This is a genomic window from Streptomyces sp. M41 (assembly GCF_043673425.1).
Lineage (GTDB): Bacteria > Actinomycetota > Actinomycetes > Streptomycetales > Streptomycetaceae > Streptomyces.
On the sequence record NZ_JBIMKE010000024.1, the window covers coordinates 88,811 to 112,340 of the forward strand.

At 70.7% G+C, this 23,530-nt stretch carries 20 protein-coding genes; 12 read left to right on the plus strand and 8 right to left on the minus strand.

Annotated elements, in window-relative coordinates; translation table 11 throughout:
• Positions 1 to 70: 70 nt before the first annotated feature.
• The 3 genes from ACHBTE_RS26175 to nhaA form a co-directional block, all read right to left on the minus strand.
• A complete protein-coding gene (locus tag ACHBTE_RS26175; RefSeq protein WP_394726548.1) occupies positions 71 to 1,009 on the minus strand; it encodes an alpha/beta fold hydrolase in 939 nt (312 codons plus the stop codon).
• Positions 1,006 to 1,503: a phage holin family protein gene (locus ACHBTE_RS26180; protein WP_394726549.1), complete on the minus strand. Its 498-nt coding sequence runs from the start codon at positions 1,501 to 1,503 to the stop codon at positions 1,006 to 1,008. The genes ACHBTE_RS26175 and ACHBTE_RS26180 overlap by 4 nt, the downstream gene beginning before the upstream one ends.
• Before the next feature lie 77 nt (positions 1,504 to 1,580).
• Positions 1,581 to 3,020, minus strand: coding sequence for a Na+/H+ antiporter NhaA (gene nhaA / locus ACHBTE_RS26185; protein ID WP_394726550.1), 1,440 nt, complete (start codon positions 3,018 to 3,020; stop codon positions 1,581 to 1,583).
• Positions 3,021 to 3,116: 96 nt separating this feature from the next.
• Here nhaA and ACHBTE_RS26190 point away from each other — a divergent pair, with 96 nt between their 5' ends.
• On the plus strand, positions 3,117 to 3,365 hold the full coding sequence (locus ACHBTE_RS26190; RefSeq protein ID WP_394726551.1) for a hypothetical protein: 249 nt from the start codon (positions 3,117 to 3,119) through the stop codon (positions 3,363 to 3,365).
• Here the strand turns inward: ACHBTE_RS26190 and acs are convergent.
• The gene (gene acs, locus ACHBTE_RS26195) at positions 3,325 to 5,280 is read right to left on the minus strand and encodes an acetate--CoA ligase (protein WP_394726552.1); all 1,956 of its coding nucleotides are present in this window, start codon (positions 5,278 to 5,280) and stop codon (positions 3,325 to 3,327) included. The two genes, ACHBTE_RS26190 and acs, sit on opposite strands and share 41 nt — an antisense overlap.
• Positions 5,281 to 5,643: 363 nt before the next feature.
• On the minus strand, positions 5,644 to 8,448 hold the full coding sequence (locus ACHBTE_RS26200) for a bifunctional SulP family inorganic anion transporter/carbonic anhydrase (protein WP_394726553.1): 2,805 nt from the start codon (positions 8,446 to 8,448) through the stop codon (positions 5,644 to 5,646).
• 331 nt (positions 8,449 to 8,779) lie between these two features.
• On the opposite strand from ACHBTE_RS26200, the gene ACHBTE_RS26205 reads away from it, so the two are divergent.
• A complete protein-coding gene (locus ACHBTE_RS26205; RefSeq protein ID WP_394726579.1) occupies positions 8,780 to 10,054 on the plus strand; it encodes a hypothetical protein in 1,275 nt (424 codons plus the stop codon).
• On the opposite strand, the gene ACHBTE_RS26210 is transcribed toward ACHBTE_RS26205, so the two are convergent.
• Positions 10,044 to 11,054, minus strand: a complete 1,011-nt coding sequence (locus tag ACHBTE_RS26210) for an ATP-binding protein (protein ID WP_394726554.1) — start codon at positions 11,052 to 11,054, stop codon at positions 10,044 to 10,046. The two genes, ACHBTE_RS26205 and ACHBTE_RS26210, sit on opposite strands and share 11 nt — an antisense overlap.
• A gap of 101 nt (positions 11,055 to 11,155) precedes the next feature.
• On the opposite strand from ACHBTE_RS26210, the gene ACHBTE_RS26215 reads away from it, so the two are divergent.
• Positions 11,156 to 11,980, plus strand: a complete 825-nt coding sequence (locus tag ACHBTE_RS26215; protein ID WP_394726555.1) for an oxidoreductase — start codon at positions 11,156 to 11,158, stop codon at positions 11,978 to 11,980.
• A 464-nt stretch (positions 11,981 to 12,444) separates the two neighbouring features.
• On the opposite strand, the gene ACHBTE_RS26220 is transcribed toward ACHBTE_RS26215, so the two are convergent.
• Complete coding sequence (locus ACHBTE_RS26220) at positions 12,445 to 13,278, minus strand: HAD family hydrolase (protein WP_394726556.1); 834 nt, start codon at positions 13,276 to 13,278, stop codon at positions 12,445 to 12,447.
• 573 nt (positions 13,279 to 13,851) lie between these two features.
• Here ACHBTE_RS26220 and ssd point away from each other — a divergent pair.
• The 7 genes from ssd to ACHBTE_RS26255 all read left to right on the plus strand — a co-directional run bounded on the left by ssd (position 13,852) and on the right by ACHBTE_RS26255 (position 19,722).
• Positions 13,852 to 14,964, plus strand: a complete 1,113-nt coding sequence (ssd, locus tag ACHBTE_RS26225) for a septum site-determining protein Ssd (protein ID WP_394726557.1) — start codon at positions 13,852 to 13,854, stop codon at positions 14,962 to 14,964.
• 383 nt (positions 14,965 to 15,347) lie between these two features.
• Positions 15,348 to 16,517 (plus strand): TadA family conjugal transfer-associated ATPase, encoded by a 1,170-nt coding sequence (locus tag ACHBTE_RS26230; protein ID WP_394726580.1) that lies wholly within the window; start codon positions 15,348 to 15,350, stop codon positions 16,515 to 16,517.
• A 168-nt stretch (positions 16,518 to 16,685) separates the two neighbouring features.
• Positions 16,686 to 17,546: a type II secretion system F family protein gene (locus ACHBTE_RS26235; protein ID WP_394726558.1), complete on the plus strand. Its 861-nt coding sequence runs from the start codon at positions 16,686 to 16,688 to the stop codon at positions 17,544 to 17,546.
• 83 nt (positions 17,547 to 17,629) lie between these two features.
• Positions 17,630 to 18,421 (plus strand): type II secretion system F family protein, encoded by a 792-nt coding sequence (locus ACHBTE_RS26240; protein WP_394726559.1) that lies wholly within the window; start codon positions 17,630 to 17,632, stop codon positions 18,419 to 18,421.
• A gap of 167 nt (positions 18,422 to 18,588) precedes the next feature.
• Positions 18,589 to 18,798, plus strand: coding sequence for a DUF4244 domain-containing protein (locus tag ACHBTE_RS26245; protein WP_394726560.1), 210 nt, complete (start codon positions 18,589 to 18,591; stop codon positions 18,796 to 18,798).
• Entirely contained in the window at positions 18,785 to 19,189 is a 405-nt protein-coding gene (locus ACHBTE_RS26250; protein ID WP_394726561.1) for a TadE family type IV pilus minor pilin, read from the plus strand. Before ACHBTE_RS26245 ends, ACHBTE_RS26250 begins: the two co-directional genes overlap by 14 nt.
• Positions 19,186 to 19,722 carry an Rv3654c family TadE-like protein gene (locus ACHBTE_RS26255; RefSeq protein ID WP_394726562.1) on the plus strand — a complete coding sequence of 179 codons (537 nt, stop codon included), beginning with the start codon at positions 19,186 to 19,188 and terminating at the stop codon, positions 19,720 to 19,722. The genes ACHBTE_RS26250 and ACHBTE_RS26255 overlap by 4 nt, the downstream gene beginning before the upstream one ends.
• Positions 19,723 to 19,773: 51 nt before the next feature.
• On the opposite strand, the gene ACHBTE_RS26260 is transcribed toward ACHBTE_RS26255, so the two are convergent.
• Complete coding sequence (locus tag ACHBTE_RS26260) at positions 19,774 to 22,542, minus strand: DEAD/DEAH box helicase (RefSeq protein ID WP_394726563.1); 2,769 nt, start codon at positions 22,540 to 22,542, stop codon at positions 19,774 to 19,776.
• 82 nt (positions 22,543 to 22,624) lie between these two features.
• Here ACHBTE_RS26260 and bldG point away from each other — a divergent pair, with 82 nt between their 5' ends.
• A complete protein-coding gene (bldG, locus tag ACHBTE_RS26265) occupies positions 22,625 to 22,966 on the plus strand; it encodes an anti-sigma factor antagonist BldG (RefSeq protein WP_003975386.1) in 342 nt (113 codons plus the stop codon).
• A 120-nt stretch (positions 22,967 to 23,086) separates the two neighbouring features.
• Positions 23,087 to 23,521 (plus strand): ATP-binding protein, encoded by a 435-nt coding sequence (locus tag ACHBTE_RS26270; protein ID WP_394726564.1) that lies wholly within the window; start codon positions 23,087 to 23,089, stop codon positions 23,519 to 23,521.
• Positions 23,522 to 23,530: the final 9 nt, after the last annotated feature.

Consider the following 23,530-nt stretch of genomic DNA (forward strand, 5'->3'; position numbering starts at 1 on the left):
CCTATGCGCCAGGCAATTGGCTGTTCGTAGGACAGGTGTTCAGTTTCGGATACCGGGCGCACCGGCGCGGTCACCGATCGGGTTCGGGATCCTTCAGCCAGTTGATGAGCTCGGTGGAGAAGGCGACGGGATCCTCCTCGTGCGGGAAGTGCCCGAGTCCGTCGAACAGCCGCCAGCGGTAGGGCGCTTCGACGTACTCGCCCGAGCCGGCCGCGCTGCGCGTGCGCATCACGGGGTCGAGCGAGCCGTGCAGATGCAGCGTCGGCACCCGCACGGGCCGCTTCATGCGCCGGTTGAACTGGATGCCGTCGGGACGGGCCAGCGAGCGCACCATCCAGCGGTACGGCTCGATGGAGCAGTGCGCCGTCGACGGGATGCAGATCGCGCGCCGGTACGTCTCCACCGCCTCGTCCTCCGGCAGCCGCGGCCCTGACCAGTCCCGCACCAGCCGGCCGACGAGCGCCCCGTCGTCGGCGGTCAGCTGCCGCTCGGGGATCCAGGGCCGCTGGAACCCCCAGATGTAGGAACTCGCACTCGTCTGCTTGACGTCCGCGAGCATCGCCGAGCGCCAGCGCCGGGGGTGCGGCATCGAGGCGACCGCAAGCCGCCGTACGAGCTTGGGGCGCATCGCTGCCGCCGTCCATGCCAGATAGCCGCCCAGGTCGTGGCCGACCAGCGCGGCGTCGGGCTCGCCCAGGGAGCGGATCACACCGGTGACGTCGAGGGCGAGGTTGGCCGGGTCGTAGCCACGCGGCGTACGGTCGCTGCCGCCGACGCCCCTGAGGTCCATCGCGACGGCCCGGAAACCTGCGTCCGCGAGCGCGACGAGCTGATGCCGCCAGGTCCACCAGAACTGCGGGAATCCGTGCAGCAGCAGCACCAGCGGACCGTCGCCCAGCTCGGCGATGTGGAAGCGCGCACCGTTGGCGGCCACGTCCCGGTGGGTCCAGGGACCGTCGAGTCGTACGGCCGAGGCAGGTTGCGCCGAAGGGGTGGCGGGTTCCGTCATGACGACGAGCGTGCCACAGCCTCGATGGCCGCCGGCGCGCGGTCCTCCAGCTCCGGCGCCGGGGCGGGGCGCGGGTGCGGCTTGGCATTCTGCAGGACGCCCGCCGTCTCCTTCATCGAGGCGGCGACCTTCTGCGGGCCCTTGCTCTTCTTGGCCTTCTTCGCGAAGACCACGCCGATCAGCGCGAGAATCCCGGCGACGAGGACATTGGCCGCGAAGGACAGCACGAAGCAGATCGCGAGGTTCCAGTCGCTCCAGGTCCGAATGCCGTACGCCAAGGCGAAGTTCAGCATCGGCAATGAGAACACCAGCACGGCGCCGGCCATCGTGAACGCGCCGCCGCTCGTCGCGCCGCGCTTCACATCCTGCTTGAGCTGCGCCTTCGCCAGCGCGATCTCGTCGTGCACCAGCGCGGACATTTCGGTCGTCGCCGAGGCGAACAGCTGGCCGATGCTGCGTTCGGCGCCGACCGGGCTGCCGTCGGGTGCGCTCATCGCGGTCTCCCTCGTCATTACGGTTCCGTGTTCTGCCTGAGTGCGTACGGTTCCGTCTTTTGTACCGTCCCGTCAGATCATGCCCGACGCTGCTCCTCCTCGCCTGCCCCGCCCGCCACTTCGCCAAGCGCGTGGCGCGCCGCGCGCTTCTCCTCGGCGATACGCCGGTGCTCCTCGGCCTTGCGCTCGTGGAGGGCGGCCATGCGCAGGTGGTACTCCGGTTCGTCCTGCTCGTAGATGTCCGGGATACCGTCCGCGTCCTCGTCGCGCTCCTCGTCCTCGACCATCCGGCGGTACTTGGCGTTCCGTATCTTCAGCAGCACCGTCGCGAGGACCGCCGCGGCGAGGGACCCCAGGAGTACGGCGACCTTGACCGCGTCGGTGAGTGCGGCATCGCCCTGAAAGGCGAGCTCGTCGATGAGCAGCGAGACGGTGAAGCCGATGCCCGCGAGGGCCGCGACGGCGAACACATCGGCCCACTCCAGGTCGTCGCTGAGCGAGGCCCTGGTGAAACGTGCCGTCAGCCAGGTGCCACCGAAGATGCCGATCGTCTTGCCGACGACCAGCCCGAGCACGACGCCCAGCGTCTCCGGCCTGCTGAACACATCCCCAAGGGCGCCTCCGGACACGGCCACACCGGCGCTGAACAGCGCGAACAGCGGCACGGCCAGCCCTGCCGACAGGGGGCGTACAAGGTGTTCGATGTGCTCGCCGGGGGAGTGCGCCTCGCCTTCGTGCCGGGTGCAGCGCAGCATCAGGCCCATCGCGACGCCGGCGACGGTGGCGTGGACGCCGCTGTTGTACATCAGCCCCCAGATCACGACGGCGAGCGGGACGTACACGTACCACCCGCGCACCCGCTTCCTGAGCAGCAGCCAGAAGACGACCAGGCCCGCGACCGCCCCGCCGAGCGCGGCGAAGTTGATCTGCGAGGTGAAGAAGATCGCGATGATCAGGATCGCGAAGAGGTCGTCGACGACGGCGAGCGTGAGCAGGAATGCGCGCAGCGCGCTCGGCAGGGAGGTGCCGATGACGGCGAGCACGGCGAGCGCGAAGGCGATGTCGGTGGCGGTCGGCACGGCCCAGCCCTGCAGTGAGCCGCCGCCGGTGACATTGGTCAGGGTGTAGACGAGCGCGGGCACCGCCATCCCGCACAGCGCGGCGACGACCGGCAGGACGGCCTTCCTGGGGTCCTTGAGATCGCCTGCGACCAGTTCACGCTTGAGTTCGATCCCGGCGACGAAGAAGAAGATCGCCAGAAGCCCGTCTGCGGCCCAGTGCTCCACGGACAGATTCAGGCCGAGGGCCTCGGGGCCGAGGTGGTAGTGGCCGACGCTCTCGTAACTGTCGTGCAGCGCGGGCACGTTCGCCCAGATCAGCGCGGTGATGGCGGCGATGAGCAGCAGCACACCGCCGACGGTCTCGGTGCGCAGCGCGTCCGCGACGAACTTCCGCTCGGGCAGGGACAGCCGTCCCAGGACCTTGCGGACGGGGGCGGTGGTGCGGGGCGCGGCCACGAGGGGACCTCCGGTCGGTGGGCATGACAGAGCACATGCCGACCAGACTTCCCGGCGCACCTGTGGTTGAGACTGTTTTGCTTAGCTTACCTAAAGATGCGCCGGAGTGCATCCGTCGAGGTCCACCGTACGTACCCGAAGGGCACCCGGCGCGCTCTGTGCCGGGTGCCCTTGGTGGTCGTGCTCAGTCCGGACTCGGCCGAGTCCGCCGTACCGGCCGAGTCCGCCGTACCGGCCGAGTCCGTCGAGCCGACCGAGTCCGTCGAGCCGACCGAGCCCGTCGAGCCGGTCAGCGGCGTCGGGCTCAGTCCTCGCTCGGCGCCGCCGGGAGCTTCGCCTGGATGAGGTCCATCACGGTCGAGTCGGTCAGCGTCGTCACATCACCGAGCTGGCGGTTCTCGGCGACGTCCCGCAGCAGGCGGCGCATGATCTTGCCGGAGCGGGTCTTCGGCAGCTCGGCCACCGGCAGGATCCGCTTCGGCTTGGCGATCGGACCGAGCGTGGCACCGACGTGGTTGCGCAGCTCGGCGACCAGGTCCTCGGTCTCCGCCGCCGTACCGCGCAGGATCACGAACGCGACGATGGCCTGGCCGGTCGTCTCGTCCGCGGCGCCGACGACGGCCGCCTCGGCGACGGACGGGTGCGAGACCAGCGCGGACTCGACCTCGGTGGTGGAGATGTTGTGGCCCGACACGAGCATGACGTCGTCGACGCGCCCGAGGAGCCAGATGTCCCCGTCGTCGTCCTTCTTCGCGCCGTCACCGGCGAAGTACTTGCCCTCGAACCGCGACCAGTACGTGTCGATGAACCGCTGGTCGTCGCCCCAGATGGTGCGCAGCATCGACGGCCACGGCTCGGTCAGCACCAGATAGCCGCCCCCGCCGTTGGGCACCTCGTTCGCCTCGTCGTCGACGACGGTGGCGGCGATGCCGGGCAGTGGCCGCTGCGCCGAACCGGGCTTGGCCTCGGTGACGCCCGGCAGCGGCGAGATCATCATCGCGCCGGTCTCGGTCTGCCACCAGGTGTCGACGACCGGGGTGCGCTCGGCCCCGATGTTCTTGCGGTACCAGATCCACGCCTCGGGGTTGATCGGCTCACCGACCGAGCCCAGGACGCGGAGCGAGGACAGGTCGAACTTCGCGGGGATGTCGTCGCCCCACTTCATGAACGTACGGATGGCGGTCGGCGCCGTGTACAGGATCGTCACCCCGTACTTCTGCACGATCTCCCAGAACCGGCCCTGGTGCGGTGTGTCCGGCGTGCCCTCGTACATGACCTGCGTCGCCCCGTTGGCCAGCGGTCCGTACACGATGTACGAGTGGCCGGTGACCCAGCCGACGTCGGCGGTGCACCAGTACACGTCCGTCTCGGGCTTGAGGTCGAAGACGGCGTGGTGCGTGTACGCGGTCTGGGTGAGGTAACCGCCGGAGGTGTGCAGGATGCCCTTCGGCTTACCCGTCGTACCGGACGTGTAGAGGATGAACAGCGGCTGCTCGGCGTCGAACGCCTCGGGGGTGTGCTCGGCGGACTGCCGGTCCACGATCTCGTGCCACCACACGTCACGGCTGTCGTCCCAGGCCACGTCCTGACCGGTGCGCCGGACGACGAGCACATGCCGGACGTCGTCCACCTTGCCGATCGCCTCGTCCACGGCCGGCTTCAGCGCCGAGGGCTTGCCGCGCCGGTAGCCGCCGTCGGAGGTGATGACGACCTTCGCGTCCGCGTCCTGGATGCGGGTGGCCAGCGCGTCCGCCGAGAAACCGCCGAAGACGACCGAGTGAGCGGCGCCGATACGGGCGCAGGCCAGCATCGCGACGGCCGTCTCGGGGATCATCGGCATATAGACGGCGACCCGGTCGCCCTTCTGCACACCCAACTCCACCAGGGCGTTGGCCGCCTTGGAGACCTCGTCCTTGAGCTGTGCGTAGGTGAGGGCGCGGCTGTCACCGGGCTCGCCCTCGAAGTGGATGGCGACGCGGTCGCCGTGCCCTGCCTCGACATGCCGGTCGACGCAGTTGTACGCGACGTTGAGCTCGCCGTCCTTGAACCACTTGGCGAACGGCGGGTTCGACCAGTCCAGCGTCTCGGTAGGCTCCTTGGCCCAGGTCAGCCGACGGGCCTGCTCGGCCCAGAAGCCGAGCCTGTCAGCCTTGGCCTGTTCATACGCCTCCGCCGTGACATTGGCGCTCGCGGCCAGGTCGGCGGGGGGTGCGAACCTGCGCTCTTCCCTCAGCAGGTTGGCCAGGCTTTCGTTGCTCACGACATCTCCCTTTCCCAGGGTGTCCGTTGTGTCCCAGGCCACAGCTCATCAGACCCGGGGGTCCGATGACAAGGGTCGACCGAAAATTGGTTTAGACCTGTCGACCGGCGGATCCCGGTGCCCCTTTCGGCGCCCGGTGTCATCCGTTCCCACGGACGGGGGAGGGAGGCGGTTCAGGTCTGTCGTCCCTTTTACGCCCAGAGCGGCATCCCAGTGGCAACCGAGTCACGTCCGAGCCGCATTCCGAACCACGTTCCGAGCCGCAACCGAGTCACTTCCGGAGCTTCGGCCGGCAGATGAGACAGCCGCCCCACACGACCGTGCGGCCCCGCTCCTGAGGGGACCGCACGGCACCTGCCTGTCTCACACCGACAGATCCGCCACCCCCACGTCGTCGAACACCTCGTCGTCCTGCCCTTCTGTGAGCAGATACGCCTGAGCCTCACCCACGTGGAAGTACATCCCGTGCAGCTCCAGCTCGCCCGCACCGAGGGCCCGGGCCACCGACTCGTGGGCGCGCAGATGCTCCAACTGCTGGACCACATTGGTCAGACACAGCTGCTCGACCGCGTCGGCCGGTGCCCGTCCGGCGAGTCTGGCCCACGGCCTGCTCTCGTCCGACACCCGCTCCAGGCTGGGACGCCCGTGCCGCAGCCACCGCCGGAGCGGGGTCTGCGGGGCACCGGGCTCGGAACTGAGCAGCGCCTGCATGGCCCCGCACCCGGAGTGACCGCACACCGTGATCGACCGCACCTGGAGCACGTCCACGGCGTACTCGATCGCCGCCGCCACCGAGTCGTCCCCGCTCTCCTCGCCGGGCAGCGGAACGAGGTTGCCCACGTTGCGCACCACGAACAGGTCGCCTGGACCGCTGGAGGTGATCATCGAGGTGACCACCCGGGAGTCCGCGCAGGTGAGGAACAGCTGGGAGGGCTGCTGCCCCTCACGCGCCAGCCGCGCCAGCTCGCCCCGCACCAGGGGTGCGGTGTTGCGCTGGAACGCGCTGATGCCGCGGGCCAGTTGATGCGAGCTCTGCCGACTCCCGTCGGACCCACCACTGACGTCGGTTCTGCCCTCACCCGACCGTCCCGACCGGCCTGACCGTCCAGACCGGCCCGAGCTGGCGGACCCTGCGGAACGGTGGTCACCGCTGGGGTCGCCGGCCCCGCTGAGGCTGTCGACCTTGCCGGATCCGCTGTCTCCGCTGGACTCACCGGCCTTGCCGCCGGCCCCACTGGTCCTGCCAGACCTGTCGGCCCTACCGGCCCCACCGGTTCCGGTAGCCGTGCCGACCATGCCGACCATGCCGACCATGCCGACCATGCCGGCCGTGTCGGTCCGGGCCGTCGTGCCGGAGGCGTTGGAGGCGTCGGAGGTGCGGGACGCTCCGGAGCCGGGGGCAGGACCGGATCCGGGGCCAGGACCGTACCCGTCGGTGCCGTCGGCTCCGTCCGCCTGTGCTTCCCCGGCGAGGCCGTCGCGGCCGTCCCGGGAAGGACCAGACTCCGGGATCTCGCACTGATGGTTGCGCCAGGGCGTCCAGGGGTGGCAGCGGCAGCCGGCGGACTCGGCCACGACCGACCCGGCGTCCAGATGAAGGCCGATCGAAGTGGTGGGCTCACCGATCCGGACTCCGGCTCTGCGACCGACCAGCTCGACGGAGCCGCCCTGCGCGGAGTGGGTGTTCTGCCAGTCCTGAAGTGACTCGTACGCCGCGTGGTCCATGAACGACCCGTCCAACTCCACGACGGCGCGGGATCCTTGCGGGACGAGATGCAGGGTCCTGCTGAGCCGGGGGACCGCGAGGAACGTCAACTGTCCTCGTACATGTACGTGATGGACTCCTTCCTTCTCGTCGTGGGTGATGCGGGTGCGGGTGAGGCGGTGCAGGGCGACGGCCACGGCCATGGCGATGCCCAGGGCCACGCCCTCCAGGACCCCGAAGCAGACCACGCCGAGGGTGGTGACGGCGTAGACGAGCACCTCGCGGTGGCGGGTAACCGTGCGGATGTGGTTCAGGGACACCATCTGGATGCCGACGGCCATCACCAGGGCGGCGAGTGAGGCGAGCGGGATGAGCTCCAGGATCGGAACCATCAGCAGCGTGGCGACTACTACGAGAACGCCGTGCAGCATCGTGGAGTTCCGGCTGACGGCACCGGATTGCACATTCGCCGAACTCCGCACGGCAACGCCGGCGACGGGCAGCCCGCCCAGGGTGCCGGAGACGATGTTGGCGGCGCCCTGGCCGAGCAGTTCGCGGTCGAGATCGGAGCGGCCGACGCGGGCGGGCAGCCCGGGGCGCGCGGCCACCATCTTGTCCACGGCGACCGCGCCGAGAAGTGACTGCACACTGCACACCAGCGTGGTGGTCAGCACCGCGGCGATCAGGCCGAGCACCGGGCCTTCCGGCAGTCCCGCCAGTGCGTGGCTGCGCCAGGACGGCAGGTCCACCTTGGGCAGCGTCAGCCCGGCGAGCGAGGCGGCCGACGAGGCGCCGGTGACGGCGACTAGTGGTGCCGGGATCTTGCGCAGCAGCCCTCCGATCCGCCCGGGGATCCTTGGCCAGAGCAGCAGCAGCGCCAGAGTCAGCGCGCTCACCGACACGGCGGCGGCCTGAAGCTCGGCCAACTGGGCGGGCAGCACCCGGAGGTTGTCTAGGACGGAGCTGTGGGGGGTGCCGCCGACGACGATGTGCAGCTGGGCGACGGCGATGGTGACACCGATGCCGGCGAGCATGCCGTGCACGATGGCGGGGCTCACGGCCAGCGCGCCGCGCGCCACGCGCAGGGAGCCCAGGCCCAGTTGGGCGAGCCCGGCGAGGACTGTGATGGCGCAGGTCGTCCGCCAGCCGTACTGCTGGATCAGGTCGGCGGTCACGACGGTGAGGCCGGCCGCGGGGCCGCTGACCTGGAGCGGGGCGCCGCCGAGCCAACCGGCGACGAGGCCTCCGACGGCTGCGGCGACGAGGCCGGCCTGGAGGGGCGCGCCGGTGGCCAGGGCGATGCCCAGGGACAGGGGCAGTGCGATCAGGAAGACCGCGATCGAGGCCGATACATCGGCGCCCGCGATGCCACGGCGGCGGTGCCGGGGCGGCGGGCTGTGGGGTTGGCGGGTGCGTTCCGCTCGACTTGGGTCGTCGGCGCGGGTGGGGACGCAGGCGGACATGTTTCCCGTCTCCTCCGGGGCAGCGCGGTCGCGGATCTGGTGGTCCCCCGCTCTCGAACGAGGGGTCGGGTCGCGGCCGTGTGGTCACGGCATGCAGCGGCGGGATGAACAACAGTCGGTAAATGGATCGTAATGCAGAGTAAAGGGCTGGAATAGCTTTTCCGAGCAAATGGACTAATAAATCCCCCTGGAGAGTGAAGTAGCCAATTAGTCGGCTTGTCGTACTAATTCCTTTTCGGTCCCGTGCGACCTTGGCGGCGCTGTCGCCACCCGAGAAAAGGAAGGTGGACGGAACATGGCCGCCACCCGCAGGATCGCCGCCCCCAGCAAGATCACCGCGACGCACCGGATCGCCGCGGGCACTGCGATCGCCGCGGTCTGCGCCGCGTCGCTCGCCGGTTGCTCGACCGACTCCGATCCGGCCGGGCGAGGGGTGTCCGGGCCCGAGAAGGCGAAGCCGGCGGCGCCTGCGCCCAAGAGCCCCGTGCGGCTGATCGGCGACGGATCCACCGCGTACACCGGCGCGCAGCCGCACCTGCCCAGACCCGAGCGGCTGAAGCCCGGGCAGAAACCCCCGCAGTTCGTGGTGTTCTCCTGGGACGGGGCAGGCGAGGACGGCCAGAAGCTCTTCTCCCACTTCCGCCGGGTCGCCAAGGCCAACAACGCGACGATGACGTATTTCCTGAGCGGCGTGTACATGCTGCCCGAAGAGAAACGCGACCTGTACCGCCCCCCGCAGCACTCCCCGGGACGCAGCGACATCGGCTTCAACGACCGGGAGGGCATCGCCGCCACCGTGCGGCAGCTGCGTCTGGCCTGGCTGGAAGGCAACGAGATCGGCACCCATTTCAACGGCCACTTCTGCGGCCGGGGCGGCGGAGTCGGCGAATGGTCGGTGGACGAGTGGAAGGACGAGATCGTCCAGGCGAAGAAGTTCGTGAAGTCCTGGAAGACCAACACCGGTATGACGAAGGCGGGCCCTCTGCCCTTCGACTACGACAAGGAACTCATCGGCGCCCGCACACCCTGTCTCGAAGGCCAGAAAAACTTCGTAAGAGCCGCCCGGGACATGGGCTTCCGCTATGACTCGAGCGGCGTCAACAACCAGTTGTGGCCCACCAAGAAGGGAGGCTTGTGGGATCTGTCGTTGCAACTCGTGCCGTTCCCCGGGCACTCCTTCGAGCAGCTCACCATGGACTACAACTTCATGGTCAACCAGTCGGGCACCACGAGCCAGGGCAATCCCGCCAAGCACGCCTTCTGGGGCGACCAGATGCGGGACGGCCTGCTCATGGGCTTCCGCCGGGCCTACCACGGCAACCGTGCGCCGTTGATCATCGGCAATCACTTCGAGTCCTGGAACGGCGGCACCTACATGCGGGCCGTCGAGGAGGTCATCGAAGCGGTCTGCAACAAGCCCGACGTGCGCTGTGTCTCCTTCCGGCAGCTCGCCGACTGGCTGGACGCACAGGACCCGGCGACCCTGACGAAGCTGCGCACACTGGGCGTCGGCGAGGCCCCGAAGCAGGGCTGGGCGGCCTTCCTGTCCGGCAACCCGGCCCCGCCTCCGAGGGGTGTGCCCGGGGCGCCGGCGGTCAAGCAGTAGGCGTAAGGCGGGAGTTGTTCTCAACGACGGCGCCGGCGCTCTCGCCGAGGACGAACCCGGGGTCGATCTGCTCAGCCAGGTCGGCTCCGGTGCGCTCGTTCCCCCAGGACCGGGCGTTCTTCAGGTGGAAGTGCACCATCTCGCGCGTATAGCGCTCCCAGTCGCGCAACTCGTGCGTCGCGTCCACGGCCGTACGCAGGCGGCGCAGGGCGAGGCGGTTGGCGTCCTCCAGGAGCTCGAACCGTGGCGGGCGGCCCTTCTCCATCGCACGCACCCAGTCCGAGTGCCCGACGGTCACCAGCAGGTCGTCCCCGACCTCGGCGCGGAGGAAGTCGAGGTCGTCCTGCCCCTGCACCTTGTTGCCGACGACCTTCAGGACGACACCGAAGTCATGGGCGTACTCCTTGTACTGGCGATATACGGAGACCCCCTTCCGGGTCGGCTCGGCGACGAGGAACGTGATGTCGAAGCGGGTGAACATGCCGGAGGCGAAGGAGTCCGAGCCCGCCGTCATGTCGACCACGACGTATTCGTCGGGACCGTCCACCAGGTGGTTCAGGAACAGCTCCACCGCTCCGGTCTTGGAGTGGTAGCAGGCGACCCCCAGATCGGAGTCGGTGAAGGGGCCGGTGACCATCAAACGGACGGCACCGCCGTCGAGTTCCACCGGCCGGGCGCAGGCGTCGTACACCGGGTTCTGCTCGCACACCCGCACCAGCCGAGAACCCGCGCCGGGGGGTGTCGTCTTGATCATCGCCTGGGCGGAGGCGATCCGTGGATTGGAGCCGCGCAGGTAGTCCTTGATCAGTGGCAGCCGTTCGCCCATGGCCGGCAGCGCGGCGGCCTCCGCCTCGTCGAGGCCGAGCGCGGCTCCCAGGTGCTGGTTGATGTCGGCATCCACGGCGATGACTGGCGCGCCGGTCGCGGCGAGGTGGCGGATGAACAGCGAGGACAGCGTCGTCTTGCCGCTGCCGCCCTTCCCGACGAAAGCAATTTTCATGTTCACCAAGCGTAGTGGTGCGGTTGCTGTGTGTGGCAGCCGGGCGTGAAGAAGGCCACTCGATCGTAGGGTGGGGGCGCGGGGTGCGTAGTGTCGTACTCATGAGTACGACAGGCGCGACCGCCGATCCGCTCGCGGCCCTCGGGGCACTGCCCGGTGTGCCCGAGTCCGTGGAGTCCGTGCGCAAGGCCGCGGACCGGGTCTACGGGCACCGGATCATGCGGCGCCGCAGCAGCGAGATCACCTCCGAGGCGGCCCTGCGCGGCGCCCGCGGTTCCGGGGCGCTCTCCGGTGCCGACTGGGCGCTCGAAGAGGTCCGTCGGCGCACCGACTTCAGCGGTGACGACGAGGCGCGTGTCATGGGCGCGGCCCTGCGGCTGACCGCCGAGGCGGGTCAACTGCTGTCCATCTGGCGGCAGTCGCCCCTGCGGGTGCTCGCCCGGCTGCATCTGGTGGCGGCGGCCGGCACTGACGAGAAGGTCGGGCGCCCGCGTCAGGAGGGCGAGGCGGTCGACGAGCCGCTGGTCGAGCTGGCGCCGCCGAGCGCCGCGGAGGTGCACGGGCGCCTGGAGGGGCTGTCCGAGCTGATCATCGCGGGCAGTTCGGCCCCGGCCCTGGTGACGGCCGCCGTCGTGCACGGCGAGCTGCTCGCGCTGCGCCCCTTCACGTCCCACAACGGCCTGGTCGCGCGAGCGGCCCAGCGCATCGTGCTGGTCGGCAGCGGCCTCGACCCCAAGTCCGTCTGCCCGGCCGAGGTCGGCCACGCGGAACTGGGCCGGGCGGCCTATCTGGCAGCGCTCGACGGCTATGTCTCAGGCACTCCTGAAGGTGTCGCCGCCTGGATCACTCACTGCGGCAGGGCCATCGAGCTCGGGGCGCGAGAGTCGACGGCGGTGTGCGAGGCGCTCCAGCGCGGCGCGGCATGACGCACGCGCGCGTGCGGGTTCGTGCGAGGCGAGGGTCGTAGGGCAGGTACGAGAAAAGGGCCCCGCAGGGGGCCCGACAAGTATGCGGCGGTACGAGGGATTCGTACCGCCGCTGGCATGTTCACCGGGTTACCAAGCGTCCTCGATATGTTGCCCATCAGGTCGGGAACTTTGCCCGTCCCTGGTGCGGCTGGCCCGTAATCGACGGGTCGACGTCGCGTGGGTGCCCGATGTTCATGCTCGGTCCGTGGGGCCAAATGCGTTTTAAAGGTGATCCTCTCGGATGTCCTTGGTCTCGCGGGCCGTTGAGTCCTTTGTACTCCAGGACCCAACCAATCGGAAGGGTTCGCTGCAGTTCTTTACTTTTACTCTCAAAAACGCGTCAAACGGGCATCGATGTGCCGGCCGGGATGCGCGAAAGCGGTGGGCGCAGGTCGGCGGGTGGTGCGTCGGGCGAGCGCAGGTCAGGCGAGCGCCGTGCGGCGTCGGCTCGCGTACCAGACGAGGCCCGCGGTTGCCGCGGCGGCTCCTATGGCCGCCGCCGCGACCAGAGCGGGACGCGGCGGCACCGAGAAGGAGGGGAATCGCTGCTTGAGCCGGACCGGGCGGCTGAAGTCGAGAATCGGCCACCCGCGCGCGAGTGCCTCGCGACGTAGTGGACGGTCCGGGTTCACGGCGTGCGGATGGCCGACGGACTGAAGCATCGGCAGGTCGGTGGCGGAGTCGCTGTAGGCGTAGCAGCGGGCGAGGTCGTAGCCCTCGGACTCGGCCAGCTCCTTGATCGCCTCTGCCTTGGTCGGGCCGTAGGCGTAGTACTCCACCTCCCCGGTGAAGCAGCCGTCGTCGCCCACGACCATGCGCGTGGCCACCACGCGGTCGGCGCCGAGCAACTCGCCGATCGGTTCCACCACCTCGGCGCCGGACGTGGACACGATCACGACGTCGCGGCCGGCGGCATGGTGCTCCTCGATGAGGGAGGCGGCCTCGTCGTAGATGATCGGGTCGATCAGATCGTGCAGCGTCTCGGCGACGAGCTCCTTGACCAGACGGACGTTCCAGCCGCGGCACAGCGCGGACAGGTACTTGCGCATGCGCTCCATCTGGTCGTGGTCGGCGCCGCCGGCCAGGAAGACGAACTGGGCATATGCGGTGCGCAAGACGGCCCTGCGGTTGATCAGACCGCCTTGGTAGAAGGACTTGCTGAAGGTGAGCGTGCTCGACTTCGCAATGACCGTCTTGTCCAGGTCAAAGAAGGCCGCTGTGCGGGGCAAGGAGTGGTTTTCCACGACCCAGAGCATAGGCGCAGCCCATTCGGCGTAAGGTGGGCGCGTGGGTTTGCCTGAGAGGGCTCTCGGGTACACCATGGAAGTCACGGATCGTTCGCGACCGTGCTAACCCGGTCCGACTCCTCCCCCCCCGAGTCGGCCGTGGAGACGACCCCCGCTCTCCCCCCCGGCGGGGGTCGTCGCATGTCCGGGTGGGTTTTCCTGTTTTATGCGCGGCCGAAGGGCCGGGACCAGGCGGCTTCGGCCGCCTCTTGAGCATGCTCATGATTCATCACTGTGCGTAGTCGTCGCGCTGCTCTGCGGAAGTCGCACAGGGGTCGGTGGCGGGGTCACCGGTATGGGTGACGGCGATATTCACAGGCGCCGAGTTGTCCACAGTTATCGACCAAGATCCACACGATTTCTGGGATCGCTGCACCGTGATTCCAGCGCACGCCGCTCGGGCCGACTTCATGGCCGGTTCGGGTTAGTCGGGTGTGTTTGGCCGGTTCCTATCGGCCGTTCATATGGAGACCGGTTGCCGGTTCTTCACATGTTTGTGATTCGCGGGGCCGCAGGGCTGCGCGAGCGATGCAGCGAAGGGGGATGGAAACCGTGACCGCAGCCGTCACACACGATCCACCGCCCCCCGCCTCAGGGCGGCCGGGCAAGCCATTGATCGTCACAGAGGACGCCGAGCTGCTCGACGACCTGCTGCGCCTGTGCGCGGCAGCCGGCGCCACACCCGAGGTCCACCACGGAATGCCCGAGCGCAGAGGCAGTTGGGAAGCCGCGCCGCTCGTGCTGGTCGGCGACGACGCCGCACGCCGCGTGCGGGGCGCCGGACGCAGAGGTGGGGTGGTGCTGGTCGGCCGGGACCAGGACGATCCGGGGGTCTGGCGCAGGGCCGTGGAGATCGGCGCCGATCACGTCCTGATGCTGCCCGACGGGGAACAGTGGCTGGTCGACCGCATCGCCGACGTCGCCGAGGGCGTCGGCCGCCCCGCCCTCACCGTCGGGGTCATCGGCGGCCGAGGCGGCGCGGGAGCCTCCACGCTCGCATGCGCCCTCGCCCTGACCGCCGCGCGTGAGGGACTGCGCACGCTCCTCGTGGACGCCGATCCGCTGGGCGGCGGACTCGACGTCCTCCTAGGCGGCGAGGCGACCGAGGGTCTGCGCTGGCCGTCCTTCGCCGGCTCACGTGGGCGGCTCGGCAGCGGCGCTCTTGAGGAGTCACTGCCGAAGCTGCACTCCCTGCGGGTGCTGAGCTGGGATCGCGGCGACTGTCTGGCTGTGCCTCCGCAGGCGATGCGAGCGGTGCTCGCCGCAGCCCGGCGCCGGGGTGGCTCGGTCGTCGTCGACCTACCCCGCCGCATCGACGACGGGGTCGCCGAAGCCCTCGCGCAGCTCGACGTCGGGATCCTCGTGGTCCCCGCCGAACTGCGCGCCGTCGCCGCGGCCCGGCAGGTGGCCTCGGCGGTGCGCATGGTCCTGCGGGACCTGCGAGTGGCGGTCCGCGGGCCATACGGGCCGGGCCTCGACGATCGCGAGGTGGCCCGGCTGCTGGAGCTCCCGCTCGTGGGCGAGGTGCCGGTCGAGTCGGGCCTGCTGCGACCGCACGAGAGCAAGGCTCCGCCGGGGGCGGCGGGGCGTGGGCCGCTGGCCCGGTTCTGCCGCGAGTTCTGGGAGCACGCGTTGCTGGAGACGAGGGCGGCGTGACCGAGAACGGCAGGAGTACGGGTTCAGAGCTCGACTGGGTGCGCGGGAGTGCGGCGGGGTCGGTGCGGGCTGTGCCCGAGCGGTGGCGGTCAGGCGGGAATGCGGGGAGCAGGGGGAGCAGCGGGCGTAGGGCCGCGCCGCGGTGGGCCTCGAATGGAGTGGCGGGAGACGCTTCGGGGCGCGTGGTGGATCGCGCGGTGAGCGCGGCTGGTGCGGGGCGGGGCTCGATTGAACTGGAGGAGCCTTCGACCCTTCGGGCGGGCCTGCCTTCTGCGCGATGGGCGCAGGACCAGGCGGCGGTCGGGACCGTTGGTGTGGCTGGTGTGGCTGGTGTGGCTGGTGTGGCTGGTGTGGCTGGTGTGGCCGGGGCGGCCGGGGCCGGTATGGCGGCAGGGCTGCTCGACGGGGTGCGGCAGTGGCTGGCCAAGAGCGGGGGTGAGCCGACGCCCGCACGCGTGGCGCAGGCTCTGCGGGAGCAGGGCAGGGTGCTGGGCGACGCCGAAGTCCTCGGAGCAGCCCAGCAGTTACGGTCCGAGCTGGTCGGGAGCGGCCCGTTGGAGCCGCTGCTGGCCGATCCGTCGGTGACGGACGTGCTGGTGTCGGCTCCCGACCGGGTCTGGGTCGACCGCGGCGGCGGCCTGGAGCTGACGTCCGTCTCCTTCCCGGACGCGGCAGCGGTACGTCGGTTCGCGCAACGGCTCGCCGCGGTCGCCGGACGGCGGCTGGACGACGCGCGGCCCTGGGTGGACGCCCGGCTGCCCGACGGAACGCGGCTGCACGCGGTGCTGCCGCCGGTCGCCGTTGGCTGTGCCTGCCTGTCGCTGCGGGTGGTACGGCCACGCGCGTTCACGCTCGACGAGCTGGTCGCCGCCGGCACGGTGCCCCCTGGCGGGGACCGGGTACTGCGCGCGCTGGTCGACGCACGCCTGTCGTTCCTGATCAGTGGTGGCACGGGCAGCGGTAAGACAACGCTGCTGAGCGCGCTGCTCGGTCTGGTCGGGCCGGGTGAGCGAATCGTGCTCGCGGAGGACTCGGCGGAACTCAGGCCGGACCATGCGCATGTCGTACGGCTGGAGAGCAGACCCGCCAATCAGGAGGGCGCCGGACTCGTCACGCTCGAGGACCTGGTGCGGCAGGCGCTGCGGATGCGGCCGGACCGGCTGGTCGTGGGCGAGGTGCGCGGGCCCGAAGTCGTCCATCTGCTGGCCGCCTTGAACACGGGCCACGAGGGAGGCTGCGGGACGGTTCACGCCAACGCGGCGGCGGACGTCCCCGCGCGGCTGGAGGCCCTCGGTACGGCAGCCGGGTTGGACCGGGCCGCCTTGCACAGCCAGTTGGCGTCCGCCTTGTCGGTCGTACTCCATCTCGTACGCGACCACGCCGGGCGGCGGCGGATCGCCGAGGTCCATGTGCTGGAGCGGGACCCGTCGGGGCTGGTGCGGACAGTGCCGGCGCTGCGGTGGGGCGCGCAGGCCTTCGTGTACGAGCGGGGGTGGGAGCGGCTGCGGGGGCTGTTGCGAGGTGCGGGCGGTGAGGGAGGTGGAGGCCCGTGAGGGGTGGCGTGATCTGAGGGCCTCAGGGCCTCAGGGCCTGAGCGGCCGAAGGCTGGGGCGTGGGCTGACGGGTGACGGCTGACGCGCGGGCTGAGGGGCTGAGGGCTGGGGCGTGGGCTGAGGGGCGGGTTGATGGCGAGGTGTCTGGTGAGGGGTTCGGTGGGCTGAATGGGTGGGATGTCGTGGGGCGCGGCGGTGATGGCCCTGGGGGCGGTCGTCTGCTTGACGGGTGGGCCGAATTCCGGGGCGCGGCGAACGCAGTTGTTGTTCGCGGGTGGTGGGGCGGTGCGGGCCGGCGCGGCCGACTGGCGGCAGCTCGCCGGGGCGCTGAAACGGCTGCGGGGACGGTTGCGGGCCGAGTGGTGGGCGGCGGCCGTCGGGCTGGTCCTGGGCGTGCTGGGGTCGTCGGTGCTGCCGGTCGTCGCGGGGGCGATCGGGGTGCCGTTGCTGCGGAGAGCACGGCTGGTTCGCGAGGCGCGGAGGGCCAGGGAGCGGCGCGGGGACGCGGTGATCGCGCTCTGCGGGGCGCTTGCCGGGGAGGTGAGGGCCGGGAGGCAGCCGGGAGAGGCGTTGCTGAGGGCGGCACGGGACTCGGGTGGACTCGGCGAGGCGCAGGCCGTGGTGTTGGCGGCGGCCCGATTCGGCGGAGATGTACCGGGAGCGCTCGCAGTCGCGGCACGGCAACCCGGCGCCGAGGGGCTGTCGGGGCTGGCGGCTTGCTGGCGGGTGGCTGTGGACCAGGGCGCGGGACTCGCGGCCGGCCTTGACCGACTGGAAGGGGCGTTGCGGGCAGAGCGGGACCAACGTGCCGATCTACGGGCTCAGTTGGCGGGTGCTCGATCGACGGTGGCGATGCTCGCGGGGTTGCCGGTCCTGGGGCTGCTGCTCGGTGCCGCCATGGGGGCCGACCCGCTGCGTGTGCTGCTGCATACCGGGGCCGGATTCGGGTGCCTGGTGGTCGGCGGGTCGTTGGAGGGGCTGGGGATGTGGTGGGCCATGCGGATCGTGCGGGGAGCCGAGGCGACGTGAGTAGTGGGCGCGGTGAGGGCTGAGAGGGCGGTGACGGCTGTGATGGCGGACTGGCGGACGTTGTCCACAGGGTGGGGGCGGTCGTGAGTGCGGAAGTTGTCCACAGGTTGGGGGTGGCGTTGTGTGTGGCGCTGGTCGGGTGGTGGCTGTTGCGGTGGGCGGTGACTGTTCGGCACGAGAGGAGGGTCAGACGACGACTGGACTCGTTGGTGACGACCAGGGACGTGAAGTCGAAACGCATGAGCTTCGATCCGCGGCGGGGCGTGCGGCATGGGTTGCCCATGGCGGCGGTCGTAGGCGCCGGCTGGGTGCTGGTCGGGGGGGTGGCCGGGGTCGCGACAGGGCTGCTCATCGCGGGCGGGCTGTGGCTGTGGCGGCGTCGACAAGAGGCCATGGGTGACGTCGAGGAGCAGGTCGACGCCGGTGAGGTCGCCCGGCAACTGCCCCTCGCCGCTGACCTTTTAGGGGCCTGTATCGCGGCGGGGGCCGGCCCGGTGATCGCGGCGCAGGCCGTGGGTGACGCGCTGGGCGGTCCTGTCGGAGACGGGTTGGCGCGGGGCGCTGCCGAGATGCGGCTCGGCGGTGATCCGGGTGAGGCGTGGCAGCGGCTGTCCTCCTTGCCGGGGGCCGGGGCGTTGGCGCGGTTGCTGGAGCGGGCCGATGTATCGGGGCTTCCGGCAGCCGGACCGGTGACACGGCTCGCTGCGGAGGCTCGCGCCGGCAGGGCACGGGATGCGACGGAACGGGCGAGGCAGGCCGCAGTCATGGTCACGGCCCCGGTCGGAATGTGTTTCCTTCCCGCGTTCATCGCGGTCGGTGTGGCGCCGGTGGTGATCGGGCTGGCGGGCGGGGTGCTGGGAGGGGGTGGTGGGTGACGAGGGCATGCAGATCGCCCGACGGCAGACGCAGTTGGCGTACGGCGTACGGCAGACGGCAGACGAGAGACAACGGACAGATGGCTGACGGCAGATGACTGACGGCAGTTCGGCAGCAGGCGCAGACAGCTGCTTCCAAGTGGGACAGGACCTTACGGGGGTTTGAGATGTGCAAGGCAGTACGGGCGCGTATGCGCGCGATGGTGTGCAGGATGCGGGCGGCGCGGAGGGACGAGGGAATGGTCACCTCCGAGTACGCGATGGGGATCGTCGCGGCGGTGGCATTCGCCGTGGTGCTCTACAAGGTTGTGACGAGCGGGCAGGTCAGCGAGCAGCTTCAGGCCATCGTGAAGCAGGCGCTCGATGCACGGATGTGAACAGGAGAAGGACGAGTGCGGGCCCGACCCGGAGGCGGGCCGAGGGGCCGACGAGGGGTTCGTGACGGCTGAGTCGGCTGTCGTGCTGCCCGTGCTGGTGATGTTCGCCATGGCGCTGGTGTGGGGGCTGCTCGTAGTGGCGGCGCAGATCCAGTGCGTGGACGCGGCTCGGACGGGTGCCCGCGCGGCAGCCAGGCAGGACCCGGCCGACGCGGTCATCGAGGTGACCCGCGAGGCGGCACCGCATGGTGCGACGGTCACGGTCGGTCGGGAGGGGGACCAGGTCCGCGTCACCGTCGTGGCCAGGCCACCCCTGCTGCGCGGACTTCCCTTCGAGGTGCGGGAGGAGGCCGTGGCGTCGGCGGAGGAGATGGTGGGGGCGGAGACATGAGAGGGGAGGTCGGGGCAAGCCGTGGCCCGGGCGGAGCGTGCCGCCAAGGGGCTGTCGGCGGGCGGGACACCGGCCAGGGCGCGCCGCAGGGACCCACCGCGACCCTGCGATCCGATGAAGGCTCGGCCACCGTCTGGAGCGTCGCAGCCATCGCCGTACTCTGCGTCGTCTTCGGCATCGTCCTCGCCCTGGGGAAGGCCGTGGTGACACGGCATCACGCGGCCGGCGGTGCCGATCTCGCCGCGCTCGCAGCGGCCGACCACTGGACGCAGGGCGGTGAGGTGGCCTGTGCCCGGGCGGAGCGGGTGGCCCGGGCACAAGGGGCGCGGCTGGTGCGGTGCGCGGTGGTGGGCGAGATCGCGGACGTCACGGCGGCGTCGGGCCGGGGGCCGTTCGCAGCGGAGGTCAGAGCGCGGGCGGGGCCTGCGGGCTCCGCGCTGCCGACGGGGCGTTCGCCGGCAGCCGCCGCGGGGGAGGACCAGCCGACCGGATCTCCTCAGAGCGGCGTCGGGACTGTGGGAAGCACCGGCTGATGGGGGGGAGTGGTCCTGGGCCGGTTCCGCAGCCGACATCGACCACCCTGACTAGTCCGTGGTCGGACAGTCCGTGGTCGGACAGTCCGTGGTCGAAACGGGATCCTCCCCGGACGGGACATCCACCCCGCATCCTGCTGGGGCGGACTCGCCCGCTCTGCTTCGCGCCGGGGCGGACTCGCCCGCTCCACTTCCCGCCGGGCGGCCGGGCTCGCCGCCCTCTGCCGGGCCAGGTTCCCCGTCCCGCGCAGAACCCGCCCCTCCAGGCCGCCCACCCGCGTTCCCCGCCAGGACGGATACCCCGTCGGGCCCCGCCCCGGACGCCCCGCTTCCCGTCGGCTCTGTCGGCTGCGACGGCGTCAACTCCCCCTCCTCCGGCGCCCCCCGCAGCAGCACCGTGAGCAGCCGGACGGCTCCCCGCTTGTGGAGCGGATCGTTCCCGTTGCCGCACTTGGGGGACTGGATGCAGGACGGGCAGCCGGCGTCGCACTCGCAGGAGGCGATGGCCTGGCGGGTGGCGGTGAGCCAGGCACGGGCGGTGTGGAAGGCGCGTTCCGCGAAGCCGGCGCCGCCGGGGTGGCCGTCGTAGACGAAGACCGTGGGGAGCAGCGTGTCGGGGTGCAGCGGGATCGAGACGCCGCCGATGTCCCAGCGGTCGCAGGTGGCGAAGAGGGGCAGCAGGCCGATCGAGGCGTGCTCGGCGGCGTGCAGGGCGCCGCCGAGGATCTCCGGGTTGATCCGGGCCTCGTCCAGCTGGTCCTCGGTGACCGTCCACCAGACCGCGCGTGTGCGCAGCGTACGAGGAGGGAGGTCGAGTTTCGTCTCGCCCAGTACTTCACCGGTGATGATCCGACGACGCAGGAAGGAGACGACCTGGTTGGTGACCTCGACGGAGCCGTAGCACAGGCGGCCGTCGCCCCAGGGGATCTCGATGTCCGTCTCCAGGACGGAGATGGCCGTGGTGTCCCGGGCGACCGTCGAATACGGCGGGGCGGCCTCCTCGACCAGGGCGACCGAGTCCTCCAGGTCGAGGGAGCGGACCAGGTAGGTGCGGCCCTGGTGCAGGTGCACCGCGCCCTCGTGCACCGTGCCGTGCGCGGCGCCCGCGTCGACCGTGCCGAGCAGGCGGCCCGTCCCGGCCTCGACCACCTGGACCGGACGGCCGCCCTCACCGCGGATGTCCGTGAGGTCGGCGGCCCGTTCCCGGCGCGTCCAGTGCCACGCCTTCGTGCGGCGGCGCAGCAGTTTCGCGGCCTCCAGCTGCGGCAGCAGCGCCTCGGTCTCGGGACCGAAGAGGTCCAGGTCCTCTTCGGTCAGCGGGATTTCGGAGGCCGCCGCGCACAGGTGCGGTGCCAGGACATACGGGTTGTCGGGGTCGAGGACCGTGGATTCGACCGGGCGGTCGAACAGGGCCTCGGGATGGTGGACGAGGTAGGTGTCCAGTGGGTCGTCCCGGGCGACCAGGACCGCCAGCGCCCCCTGCCCGGAGCGCCCGGCGCGGCCCGCCTGCTGCCAGAGGGAGGCCCGGGTGCCCGGGTAGCCGGCGATCAGGACGGCGTCCAGGCCGGAGACGTCGATGCCGAGTTCCAGGGCGGTGGTGGCGGACAGGCCGAGGAGTTCGCCGGAGTGGAGCGCCTGTTCCAGGGCGCGGCGCTCCTCGGGGAGGTAGCCGCCGCGGTAGGCCGCGACACGCCGGGCGAGGGTGCGGTCGACCTCGGCGAGGCGTTCCTGGGCGATGACCGAGATCAGCTCGGCCCCGCGCCGGGAGCGCACGAAGGCGACCGTGCGGGTGCCCTGGACGGCGAGGTCGGTCAGCAGGTCGGCCGTCTCGGCGGTGGCCGTGCGGCGGACGGGGGCGCCCTTCTCGCCCTGGAGCTCGGTGAGCGGGGGCTCCCAGAGGGCGAAGACCAGTTCGCCGCGTGGGGAGGCGTCGTCGGCGACCTCTACCACGGGGAGGCCGGTGAGGCGGCGGGCGGCCACCGAGGGCTCCGCGGCGGTCGCGGAGGCCAGCAGGAACACGGGAGAGGAGCCGTAGCGGGCACACAGGCGGCGCAGCCGGCGCAGGACCTGGGCGACATGGGAGCCGAAGACACCTCGGTAGGTGTGGCACTCGTCGATGACGACGTACTGGAGCGCCTTCAGGAAGGAGGACCAGCGCGGGTGGGACGGGAGTATGCCGCGATGGAGCATGTCGGGGTTGGTGAGGACGTAGTTGGCGTACTGCCGGATCCATTCGCGTTCCTCGAACGGAGTATCGCCGTCGTACACGGCCGGCCGAACAGAATTGCCCAGCGGATGTGAAAGTTCCTTCACTGAGCGGCACTGATCCGCCGCAAGGGCCTTCGTGGGGGCCAGGTAGAGCGCGGTGGCGCCGCGGCCGTTCGGGGCCTCGGAGCCGTCCAGCAGGGTCGACAGGACCGGCACGAGGTAGGCCAGGGACTTGCCGGAGGCCGTGCCCGTGGCGACCACCACCGAGTCGCCGTCCAGGGCGTGCTCGGCGGCCCTTGCCTGGTGGGCCCAGGGGTGTTCGATTCCCGCGTGCTGCACGGCGGCGATGACCTCGGCGCGGATCCGGTCGGGCCAGACGGCATGGCGACCCGCCCGCGGGGGCACATGCTCCGTATGAGTGATGCGCGAAGCGCGGCTCGGCCCCGAGGCGAGCCTGCCCAGCACCGTGCCCGGGTCCACCCTGGATACAGGGCCCGTCGGGGTTCGATCGGATCGGTGATTCTTGGCCATCGGCACCGAGTGTGTCACCGGCGTGACGGACAATGGGACCAAGGCGTCGTGCACGCCTGCCGGTAAGTGATTGAATGCCATCGCGGCTGGCGAACCGTCCTGGGGGCTGCAAGCCGAGGTGTCCCGAGGGGCGACCGCTCGATAGCAAGGTGCTGGAGGATCCGTGGACCTGTCCCTGTCGACCCGTACCGTCGGCGATCGTACGGTCGTCGAGGTCGGTGGCGAAATCGACGTATATACCGCGCCCAAGCTGCGCGAGCAGCTGGTCGAGCTGGTGAACGACGGGAGTTTCCACCTCGTCGTCGACATGGAGGGCGTGGACTTCCTCGACTCCACCGGGCTCGGCGTACTGGTCGGCGGTCTGAAGCGTGTGCGTGCCCATGAGGGCTCATTGCGCCTGGTCTGCAACCAGGAGCGCATTCTCAAGATCTTCCGCATCACCGGCCTCACCAAGGTGTTCCCGATCCACACCTCGGTCGAGGAAGCGGTAGCGGCGACCGACTGATCACCGGGCGGGGCCCGTCGTAGGGCGTGCCCCGCCCGGCGGAAGTGGAAAGTGAAGGGGGACCGGGCTTTCGGCGGCCCGGTCCTCCGGACAGCACGCCCGTAGTTCGGAGGGGGATGCATGGCCACCGTTGAACTCCGCTTCAGCGCGCTGCCCGAGCACGTCAGGACCGCCCGACTGGTGGCGGCAGCGGTGGCGCGCAGGGCCGGAGTGGACGAGGCCGTCCTCGACGAGGTGCGACTCGCCGTCGGCGAAGCATGCAGCCGTGCCGTCGGACTGCACCAGAGCGTGGGCATCACGGCGCCGGTGAAGGTGGCGCTGATCGAGGAGGAGAAGCAGTTCTCCATCGAGGTCGGCGACGAAGCGCCGCACACCGTACCCGGCGAACGCGTCCCCGGCGCGCCCGGCGAGGGCGATGTGGAGGCCGAGGAGGACGAGATGGGCCTCGCGGTCATCAGCGGCCTCGTCGACGACGTCGAGGTCTCCGCAGGCGAGCACGGCGGATTGATCCGCATGAGGTGGCCCACCACGCCGCCGGTCGCGGTGCTCCCCTGACCTCACCCG

What these genes read in the sequence shown, in the direction of transcription:
- ACHBTE_RS26230 (WP_394726580.1), top strand. Translation starts at nt 15,348, where the DNA reads ATGGCGGCAGGGCTGCTCGACGGGGTGCGGCAGTGGCTGGCCAAGAGC.
- ACHBTE_RS26190 (WP_394726551.1), top strand. Translation starts at nt 3,117, where the DNA reads ATGCGCCGGAGTGCATCCGTCGAGGTCCACCGTACGTACCCGAAGGGC.
- ACHBTE_RS26260 (WP_394726563.1), bottom strand. Translation starts at nt 22,542, where the DNA reads ATGGCATTCAATCACTTACCGGCAGGCGTGCACGACGCCTTGGTCCCA.
- ACHBTE_RS26200 (WP_394726553.1), bottom strand. Translation starts at nt 8,448, where the DNA reads ATGTCCGCCTGCGTCCCCACCCGCGCCGACGACCCAAGTCGAGCGGAA.
- ssd (WP_394726557.1), top strand. Translation starts at nt 13,852, where the DNA reads ATGGAAACCGTGACCGCAGCCGTCACACACGATCCACCGCCCCCCGCC.
- ACHBTE_RS26270 (WP_394726564.1), top strand. Translation starts at nt 23,087, where the DNA reads ATGGCCACCGTTGAACTCCGCTTCAGCGCGCTGCCCGAGCACGTCAGG.
- ACHBTE_RS26175 (WP_394726548.1), bottom strand. Translation starts at nt 1,009, where the DNA reads ATGACGGAACCCGCCACCCCTTCGGCGCAACCTGCCTCGGCCGTACGA.
- ACHBTE_RS26180 (WP_394726549.1), bottom strand. Translation starts at nt 1,503, where the DNA reads ATGAGCGCACCCGACGGCAGCCCGGTCGGCGCCGAACGCAGCATCGGC.
- ACHBTE_RS26210 (WP_394726554.1), bottom strand. Translation starts at nt 11,054, where the DNA reads ATGAAAATTGCTTTCGTCGGGAAGGGCGGCAGCGGCAAGACGACGCTG.
- ACHBTE_RS26255 (WP_394726562.1), top strand. Translation starts at nt 19,186, where the DNA reads ATGAGAGGGGAGGTCGGGGCAAGCCGTGGCCCGGGCGGAGCGTGCCGC.
- ACHBTE_RS26215 (WP_394726555.1), top strand. Translation starts at nt 11,156, where the DNA reads ATGAGTACGACAGGCGCGACCGCCGATCCGCTCGCGGCCCTCGGGGCA.
- ACHBTE_RS26220 (WP_394726556.1), bottom strand. Translation starts at nt 13,278, where the DNA reads ATGCTCTGGGTCGTGGAAAACCACTCCTTGCCCCGCACAGCGGCCTTC.
- ACHBTE_RS26245 (WP_394726560.1), top strand. Translation starts at nt 18,589, where the DNA reads ATGTGCAAGGCAGTACGGGCGCGTATGCGCGCGATGGTGTGCAGGATG.
- ACHBTE_RS26250 (WP_394726561.1), top strand. Translation starts at nt 18,785, where the DNA reads ATGCACGGATGTGAACAGGAGAAGGACGAGTGCGGGCCCGACCCGGAG.
- ACHBTE_RS26235 (WP_394726558.1), top strand. Translation starts at nt 16,686, where the DNA reads ATGGGTGGGATGTCGTGGGGCGCGGCGGTGATGGCCCTGGGGGCGGTC.